Below are 9,035 nucleotides of genomic sequence, written 5' to 3'. Positions count from 1 at the left end.
CTACATATATACCCAAAGATATGGTATACTTTTTTACAAATATTGTGAACTCAAGAACTCTCTGGGAGGTCGATGATGAAAACAGACGAAAAAAATCCCGTTTTTGATATTCGGGATACATTGGAAAAATACGCTTGCATTTATCGAAATACTACACTGAAGCTTTTTCAGTACTGTCAGGAGGCGGACATATATGAACGTCTGGATGAATACCTGAGACCTGTAAAAAATATTACGGATTTTAAGACCAGTGGACAGAAATACAGCAATGTTTATAAAGACGACTGGAAGTACCTGACGGATTTTCTGACATCCCGGGAAGGCGGGACGATAGAAGTGCGGTGTATCAATAAAGACGGTAATGCGAGTCTTCTGACAGTACGGGGATTTATAGCACAGGATAAAAATACCGGATATCATTATTTCATAGGAAGCTCCAGAGATATCACCAGGGAGAAGCTGCAGGAAGAATTTCTTGAGGAACGTGCCCAGAAAGATCCTCTGACCGGAGTGTATAACCGCTTTTTCGGAAAAGAACTGATCGATGAATACCTTGCATCCAGAAATCCCTATGCAGGATGCGGGATGATGGTGCTTGATGTAGATTATTTTAAAAATGTAAATGATACTTACGGACATATGTTCGGTGATGAAGTCCTGAAACGTTTTGCGGAGCTGTTTGTGGCTTTGTTCGACATTAATGATGTGATCATGCGTCTGGGTGGCGATGAATTTGTGATCCTTTTGAAGGATATCAGCCATGTAGCGATCATGAAAAAGGCAGGAAAACTGATACGGGAAGTGCAGAAACTTAAATTTCCGGGAACCACGTATCTGGCAACCTGCAGTGTGGGGATCTGCTTTCTTCCGGAAAATGTTTCCGGATATACATATCAGCAGCTCTTTGAAAATGCAGACTGGGCACTTTACCAGGCAAAGAAAAATGGAAAAAACCGCTATGCTTTCTGTGATAATCTGAGACGTTTTGAGGATAAGACAGAGGAAAAGCAGGCATTATACGAGGGTGTTGAGATAGATGCCAGATATCTTCATAATGATATTGTTTCTACTGCATTTGAAATATTTGAAAAAATGAGCAGCTTTCAGGCAGCGATTGAACTTCTGATGAAAGTGATCGGTCTGAAATTCCGGCTTAACCGGATCACAGTCCTGCATACCAAGGTGGCAGAGCAGAAAATAAACAGGGTTTTTCAATGGGTTTCGGAAGAAGAATACAGGCTTTTGATAGATGAGATACATTTTTCAAAAAGTGATTTTATCACATTGTTTCGCCACAATGATGAATATGGTACTGTGGTGATTCAGGAGAATGATCTGGCTGAATATTCGGAACAGAGAAGAAAGAATGTGTTACAGTGCGGAGCAAAAACCGTAGTCTGTGCTGCCATGTACTGTGAGGGAAGCTATACAGGGGCCATTGCATACGTGACCTGCCAGGAAAAAAGGCTCTGGTCCAGAGAAGATCGTAAGCTATTGGGAGAAGTGACCAAGATCATTTCCGCGCATTATGCCAAGAACCAGGCATTTAACAGTGCTTATCGTAGCATTGCTGCAGAATCCGGACGGGATCAGCTTACCGGATTGTCTTCTTTTTCAAGATTTCGCGAAAATGTGGAGAAAATGCTGATCGGAGGTTACGGGCCGGGACATGCAGTGATATATACCGATTTTGAAAAATTTAAACGTATTAATGCAAAATACGGATATCGTGTGGGAGATCAGATCCTGCGGCAGTTTTCCGAGTATGTGATAAGCGTTCTAAAAACAGATATGGATGTATATTTTACCAGGGCGATCTCTGATCATTTTATCCTTTTCACTCCATGTGATATGGATGTTGATCCGGAAACATCTGTTTTAAAGACCAATCAGGAGTTCTTACGGCAGATGAAAGAGAAATATCCGGATATGGAGCTCTGTGTCCGCACTGGGATCTATCTGATCACCAAAGAATGTAACAATGCATCTGAGGCGATCGATGCAGCGAATTATGCAAGAAAATATGCTGCTGGAAATTGTGGAACAGGTGTTAAGCTGTATGACGAAGAACTGAAAAAGCAAAGCGATGCAGAGTGAAAGATACAGGAACACGGACCGGAATCTATGCTTTTTCAGAATTTCAGGAATAATCTTTCAGGAAAGCTTTTACAATAGAACAGAGATGTTTGCGGCAGGAGTGAGCTTATGAACAGAAGTGTTCCGGAAAGTCTTTTGATCTGTATTTTAGTCTTATGCCTGGCTCTGACACCCATTAGTGTCAGGGGAGAAACGGAAGATAGTGGAAAAGCACAGCAGCTGATCGAAGCGCCGGGTGCAGTCCTTATGGAAAAAGAAACCGGTACCGTGATCTATTCCAGGGATCCTGACACCCGAAGAAGCCCGGCCAGTATTACAAAGATCATGACATTGATTCTGATCTTTGATGCTATCCGTGAGGGAACCCTGCATCTGGAGGATAGCATTACCACCAGTGCTTATGCCAGATCCATGGGAGGGTCTCAGGTATTTCTGGAAGAAGGAGAAAAGCAGACTGCAGAAACCATGATCAAATGTATTGTGATCGCTTCCGGAAATGATGCCAGCGTAGCTATGGCGGAGCATGTTGCGGGAACAGAACAAGCCTTTGTGGAGAGGATGAACGAGAGGGCGAAGGATCTTGGAATGAAAAATACTCATTTTGTGGATTGCTGCGGGCTGACGGAATCACAGGAACATTATACAACTCCCTATGACATTGCACTTATGAGCAGGGAGCTCATCAGCAGATATCCGGAAGTTCTTACATATTCATCTGTCTGGATGGAGGATATCACACACGTTACCAGAAAAGGCTCCTCGAAATTTACACTGACCAACACAAATAAACTGCTGCGCAGCTATGAGGGGTGTATGGGACTTAAAACGGGCAGCACCAGTATTGCAAAATACTGTCTCAGTGCTGTGGCAGAACGAAACGGGATCACACTGATCGCCTCAGTGATGGCCGCACCGGACCCGAAAACAAGATTCCGGGATGCAGCAGCTCTTTTAAATTACGGCTTTTCTAAATGCACATTGTATCTGGATGATGCTCTGGAGCCACTGAAACCTATGAAGCTCCGCAAAGGAGTCAAAGAGCAGGTTCCGCTTGTATATAGAGGGAAATTCCGATATATCAGCACAGATGGAACGAAACCTGACAATGTTAAGAAAAAGTTGATCCTTCCCAAAGAACAAAGTGCGCCGGTGAAAAAAGGGCAGAAAGTAGGGGCACAGGAATACTATCAGGATGGGAAAAAGATCGGTAGTCTGGATATCCTGTACGGGGAAACAATAAAAAAGGCCGGATACCATGACTGGCTGGAAAGAACCTGTCAGGCATTTCTTTTGTGATGCCTGCAACATATTTTGACAAAAAGGGCAGACTGGATGTATAATACAACGGATTGAAGAAATAACAGAACAGGGAAGGGATTTTGGATGAAAGAGATCAGAACAGAAGATGCAGTGGGACACATTCTGTGCCATGATATCACGCAGATCATAAAAGATGAGAAAAAAGGCGTTCTTTTCAAAAAAGGGCATGTAGTGAAAGAAGAAGATATACCACTGCTGCTTTCTGTAGGAAAAGAACACCTTTTTGTGTGGGAGAAAAAACCGGGGATTCTTCACGAAAATGAAGCTGCAGAGATCCTTTACAAAATCTGTGCCGGAAACTCTTCCAAAGTACATGGAACTGAGATCAAAGAAGGTAAGATCGAGGTGGTATCAAAGATCAATGGTATTCTGAAAATACGTCGTGATGCACTTGTGGCTGTGAATTCTCTGGGAGAAATGATGATTGCTTCCAGACATGGCGATTTTCCGATAAAAAAAGGTGATAAGGTTGCAGGAACCAGGATCATTCCGCTTGTGATCGAGAAAGAGAAAATGGATGCAGCAGAGAAGGCAGCAGGAAATCTTCCGATCTTTGACATTCTCCCTTACCAGCAGAAAAAAGTAGGGATCGTCACAACCGGAAGTGAGATCAAAAAAGGACTGATCCAGGATACCTTCACACCGGTACTCCGGGAAAAGCTTTCCGGGTTTCCGACAGAAGTGACAGGCCAGGTGATGCCGGGAGATGATAAGGAAGAGATCACAAAGGCAATTCTTTCTTTCGCAGATGCAGGAGCAGATCTGATCATCTGTACCGGCGGAATGAGTGTGGATCCCGATGATCGTACTCCGGGCGGGATCCGGGATACCGGAGCAAAGATCATAACCTATGGAGCACCTATACTTCCGGGAGCTATGCTGCTTGTGGCATATCTTGAGCGGAACGGAAGATCCATACCGGTACTTGGACTTCCGGGATGCGTCATGTACGCAAAAAGAACGGTATTTGATCTGATCCTGCCCAGAGTGATGGCAGATGATGAGATCAAGGCAGAGGAGATCGCCAGGCTGGGAGAAGGCGGACTATGTCTGAACTGTCCGGTTTGTACTTTCCCGAACTGCGGATTTGGAAAATAATATGAAAAAATTCAGAATCAAACAATATGAGATCCATACGGACAAGATCCATGCTCCACAGGGCGTGAGGATGATCCTTCTTGCAGATCTTCACGGAATATCCTACGGAAAAGACAATATACGGCTGACAGAGACGATCCGAAAACTTGCCCCGGACGTGATACTTTCTGCCGGCGACATGGCTGTACGCACAGAAACGAATACTCTGGTAACTGCATGTAAGCTGCTGACAGAGCTTGCCGGAGATTTTCCCGTGTATTATGCACTTGGCAATCATGAATATAAAATGTTCCTTTCCGAAGAATACCGGCCATATTATGCAAAATACGAAAGAGCACTGAAAAAAGCCGGTGTGCATATTTTAAGGAACGGACGTGAAGATATGGTCCTGCAGGGAGAACACTTCTGTTTCTGGGGATTGGAGCTTCCCATCGAATATTATCACAAACCAAGATCACCGAAGCTGAAAAAGGAAGTGATGGAAGAAATGATCGGAAAACCTGAAGATAAAGGGATGCAGATCCTGCTGGCACATAATCCAAAATACGGAAAAACCTATTTTGAATGGGGCGCGGATCTGATCCTGTCCGGACACTATCACGGAGGCGTTGTCCGCCTTAGTGAACATTACGGTCTTTCATCTCCTCAATATCTGTTTCTTCCGCCGTTTTGCTGTGGAGACTTTCACAAAGGGGATCAGCATATGATCGTCAGTGCTGGACTTGGAGAACATACCATTCCCCTTCGGATCCATAATCCAAGGGAACTGCTGGTGATCGATATAAAACCTTCCGAAAAAATGAAATGAGGAAACCCTATGGCATTATCTGTTAAGCTGAATGTATTTGAAGGCCCTCTGGATCTTCTGCTTCACCTGATCGACAAAAACAAGATCGATATCTATGATATTCCTATTGTGGAGATCACAGATCAGTATATGGAATATCTGCATTCCATGGAAAAAGAAGATCTGGGGATCATGAGTGAATTTCTTGTCATGGCAGCTACTCTTCTGGATATCAAATGTAAAATGCTTCTTCCGAAAGAAGTGAATGAGGAAGGAGAAGAGGAGGACCCCAGAGCAGAGCTTGTGCAGAAGCTGCTGGAATATAAGATGTACAAATATATGTCCTATGAATTACGGGACAGGCTTGGAGATGCGGCAGGGGTTTATTACCGAAAACAGGATCTTCCGGAAGAAGTGCTGCAGTATACTCCCCCGTCTGATCCCCAGGAACTTCTCCGGGGTCTGACATTGGAGCGGATGAGTGCGATCTATCAGGCTTTGATCCGCAGACAGGAAAATAAGATCGATCCGATCCGAAGTAAATTCGGAAGGATCGAAAAAGAGGAAATATCACTTTCCGATAAATTGCTGGAAATGAAGGAATATGCAAAAACTCACCGAAAATTCAGCTTTCGCAGGCTGATGGAAAACCAGCATTCCAAAATACAGCTGATCGTGACATTTCTGGCAATTCTGGAATTGATGAAAATGGGACATGTTCATGCAGAACAGGAAGATCTTTTTGATGATATTCATGTGGAAGTTATCACGGATCCGGACACATGGAAGAATCTGACAGAGTTCGCAGATGAATAATATAGTAGGAATGAGGACAATAAGTGGAAATCAAACGAATTGAAGGAGAAATCGAAGCCATCCTGTTTGCAATGGGAGAAGCAGTGGAATTACCCCGTATTGCCAGAGCGATCCGTCAGGATCCGACAACAACGGAAAATATCATCCGAAATATGATGATCCGTTATCAGGAAGAAGAGCGGGGGATCCAGATCATAGAGCTCGAAAACTCCTTTCAGCTTTGTACAAAAAAAGAATACTATGATTCTCTTATCCGGATCGCAGCGCAGCCAAAGAAACCCACGCTGACAGACGTTATGCTTGAAACCCTTTCGATCATTGCCTACAAACAGCCCGTTACAAAAGCAGAGATTGAAAAGATCCGAGGGGTAAAATGTGATCATGCCATCAATAAACTGATGGATTATGATCTGGTGAGAGAACTTGGACGTCTGGATGCTCCGGGTCGCCCGATCCTCCTGGGAACCACCGAAGAATTTCTGCGCTGCTTTGGTGTCCAGGGGCTGGAAGACCTTCCGGAAATGGATCCGGTCCAGCTGGAGGATTTCAAGGCGGAAGCAGAGGAAGAGATCCAGCTGAAGCTGGACGTATAACAAATAACACGGACAGATGCCGGCTGACGGGACCTGTCGGACAGATCAGAAAACAGAAGAGGAGTGACGAAAATGCCCACAACATACGCACATGATCTTTTTGGAAAAAGGGTTTACCGGAAACTTTCCGCAAAATTACAGCATCTGATCCGAAGCAACGGAAATCTGTACCGGATCGGACAGCATGGTCCGGATATCCTGTTTTATTATTTTATATCCAAAAATCCGGTGACACAGTACGGAGTGCAGATGCATGGACGGAAAGCAAGAGAATTCTTTGAAAAGGGCATGGCGAAGGTCCGGGAGGAAAAAAATCCTGCACTGATGGCTTACCTGCTGGGGTTCGGATGTCATTATATCCTGGATTCTACCTGTCATCCTTACGTCAATCAGGTAGCTGCCGAGGGGAAAGTCTCACATACGCTCTTTGAGAAGGAATTTGATCGCATGCTGATGTATGAAACCGGCAAAGATCCATTGCGTTTTTATCCGTCTCATGGGATCCGTGCCAGTTTTCTCAGTGCATGGACGATCCACCAGGTATTGCCGGCGATCCGTACCTGGAACATTTATCTGTCATTGAAAATGATGAAGATATTCACCTGTATTTTGGTATGTGATGATGGAGGAAGGAAGAGACGCCTTTCGGAACATGCCCTTTCCCCCGCAGGAAAAAAGATATCTGCGTTTATTACCGAATTTTTTATGAGCCCGGAGCCAGAGATCGACTGTAAGGAGGAGCTTCTTAAACTGGACAGTCTGATGGAAGAGGCGCTTGCCAAGGCGCCAGATATGCTGGAAGAGCTTGCTGCACTTGCAGTCAGGCCAGGACATCTTTCTGACAGATGGGATCTGACCTTTAACGGATGATCGATCCCGGCAGACAATAGATACAAGTGATATCTGAATGCTATCCCCGCATAAAATTAAATATAACAGTTACTGTAAACAGTTATATGAACCGTGTACGGGGTGATGCATTATGAGCAAACGGCGTATGGCCGCTGTCGTGCTGGTGACAGCGGTCCTTATTATTTGTCAGATTTTTCCGGTAAAGGCGGCAGATGGCGAAAATCTATATGCACTTTCTGCAGTTCTCATGGATGGGGAGACCGGCCGTGTGCTGTACGGAAAAGAAGCATACAAAGGACGGCCGAATGCCAGCACCACAAAGGTAATGACCTGTATTCTTGCTCTGGAGCTGGCAAAGGGAGATGATTACGTACAGGTTTCCGGGAATGCGGCATCTCAGCCACAGACACGTCTTGGCATGCGGGAGGGACAGCAGTTTTATCTGGAGGATCTTCTCTATTCACTGATGCTGAAAAGCCATAATGATTCCGCAGTGGCCATCGCGGAACATATCGGCGGCTCCGTAAAAGGTTTTGCAGAGAAGATGAATGAAAAAGCAAAAGAGCTGGGATGTAAGGACACACATTTTGTTACACCCAATGGTCTGGATGGAGAAGATGAAGGCGGTATCCATCATACAACAGCCCGGGATCTTGCCTTGATCATGGCGTATGCAATAAAAAATGCAACATTTGTCCATATTACCCAGACTAGAGATTATACTTTCACGGATATCTCAGGAAAAAAGCATTATTCGGTACATAATACCAATGCTTTCCTGGATATGGAAACAGGAGTGATCTCCGGAAAAACAGGATTTACAGGAAATGCCGGATATTGTTATGTCTGCGCAGTCCGACAGGACGAGCGATTATTTATCGTGGCTCTTCTGGGATGCGGATGGCCCGGAAATAAAAATTATAAATGGAGCGATACTAAGAAGCTCCTTTCCTATGGCAGGGAAAATTATCAGTATATGATGCTGCCGGAGCTTCCACAGCTGCCTGAGATCCCGGTAACAGAAGCAGCACCGGGAAAAGAAGATCCATATCCGCAAAAGTCCGATCGTTCCGGATATCCTCCCAAACAGGTTATGCTGAAAATACACGCAGTACTTTCTGAAAAAGATCGTGAGAAAAGATATCTTCTGAAAAAAACAGAAACGATCACATGGGAAACGGAGCTTCCGGATAAGCTCCCGGCACCAATACAGAAAAACCAGAAGATCGGTACACTCCATGCAAAGCTCAACGGAAAAGAACTCCTTTCCTGCCTTGTAACCGCCGATGACAAAATCGACAGAATTACCTATAAATGGTATGTGGATAAAGTATTTAAGGATTATTTCCATTAATTTAGCGACCCCTGGCATATGTCAGGGGTTAATTTTTTAACGTTCGTGACGAAAAGTATTGAATTTTCTGCAAAAAAAAGGTACAATTATACTCGGCTGAATTTTTGGTTATATTAAT

The 9,035-nt window shown here is 44.4% G+C and carries 8 protein-coding genes; all 8 read left to right on the top strand.

Features of this window, described 5'->3' with window-relative positions; all coding sequences use genetic code 11:
• The first annotated feature begins 75 nt into the window (after positions 1-75).
• The 8 genes from NCY57_RS13845 (at position 76) to NCY57_RS13810 (ending at position 8,917) form a co-directional block, all read left to right on the top strand.
• Positions 76-2,097, top strand: coding sequence for a GGDEF domain-containing protein (locus NCY57_RS13845; protein WP_173739627.1), 2,022 nt, complete (start codon positions 76-78; stop codon positions 2,095-2,097).
• A gap of 108 nt (positions 2,098-2,205) precedes the next feature.
• Positions 2,206-3,393, top strand: coding sequence for a D-alanyl-D-alanine carboxypeptidase family protein (locus NCY57_RS13840; protein WP_250789767.1), 1,188 nt, complete (start codon positions 2,206-2,208; stop codon positions 3,391-3,393).
• Positions 3,394-3,480: 87 nt separating this feature from the next.
• Positions 3,481-4,515 carry a molybdopterin-binding protein gene (locus tag NCY57_RS13835; RefSeq protein ID WP_250789766.1) on the top strand — a complete coding sequence of 345 codons (1,035 nt, stop codon included), beginning with the start codon at positions 3,481-3,483 and terminating at the stop codon, positions 4,513-4,515.
• Between the two features lies 1 nt (position 4,516).
• A complete protein-coding gene (locus NCY57_RS13830; RefSeq protein ID WP_022426765.1) occupies positions 4,517-5,323 on the top strand; it encodes a metallophosphoesterase in 807 nt (268 codons plus the stop codon).
• Positions 5,324-5,332: 9 nt separating this feature from the next.
• On the top strand, positions 5,333-6,118 hold the full coding sequence (locus NCY57_RS13825) for a segregation and condensation protein A (protein ID WP_059085667.1): 786 nt from the start codon (positions 5,333-5,335) through the stop codon (positions 6,116-6,118).
• Positions 6,119-6,141: 23 nt separating this feature from the next.
• Positions 6,142-6,711: an SMC-Scp complex subunit ScpB gene (gene scpB / locus NCY57_RS13820; protein WP_022426764.1), complete on the top strand. Its 570-nt coding sequence runs from the start codon at positions 6,142-6,144 to the stop codon at positions 6,709-6,711.
• Between the two features lie 72 nt (positions 6,712-6,783).
• Positions 6,784-7,581, top strand: a complete 798-nt coding sequence (locus NCY57_RS13815) for a zinc dependent phospholipase C family protein (protein WP_059085668.1) — start codon at positions 6,784-6,786, stop codon at positions 7,579-7,581.
• 112 nt (positions 7,582-7,693) lie between these two features.
• On the top strand, positions 7,694-8,917 hold the full coding sequence (locus tag NCY57_RS13810; protein WP_250789765.1) for a D-alanyl-D-alanine carboxypeptidase family protein: 1,224 nt from the start codon (positions 7,694-7,696) through the stop codon (positions 8,915-8,917).
• The last annotated feature ends 118 nt before the right edge of the window (positions 8,918-9,035 follow it).

The organism is Blautia sp. MB18-30, from assembly GCF_023669475.1.
Classification (GTDB): Bacteria; Bacillota; Clostridia; order Lachnospirales; family Lachnospiraceae; genus Blautia_A; species Blautia_A fusiformis.
This window is presented reverse-complemented; position numbering and strand designations above follow the sequence as displayed.

Coding starts and splice junctions, on each gene's coding strand:
- NCY57_RS13845 (WP_173739627.1), top strand. CDS start 76: ATGAAAACAGACGAAAAAAATCCCGTTTTTGATATTCGGGATACATTG.
- NCY57_RS13840 (WP_250789767.1), top strand. CDS start 2,206: ATGAACAGAAGTGTTCCGGAAAGTCTTTTGATCTGTATTTTAGTCTTA.
- NCY57_RS13835 (WP_250789766.1), top strand. CDS start 3,481: ATGAAAGAGATCAGAACAGAAGATGCAGTGGGACACATTCTGTGCCAT.
- NCY57_RS13830 (WP_022426765.1), top strand. CDS start 4,517: ATGAAAAAATTCAGAATCAAACAATATGAGATCCATACGGACAAGATC.
- NCY57_RS13825 (WP_059085667.1), top strand. CDS start 5,333: ATGGCATTATCTGTTAAGCTGAATGTATTTGAAGGCCCTCTGGATCTT.
- NCY57_RS13815 (WP_059085668.1), top strand. CDS start 6,784: ATGCCCACAACATACGCACATGATCTTTTTGGAAAAAGGGTTTACCGG.
- NCY57_RS13810 (WP_250789765.1), top strand. CDS start 7,694: ATGAGCAAACGGCGTATGGCCGCTGTCGTGCTGGTGACAGCGGTCCTT.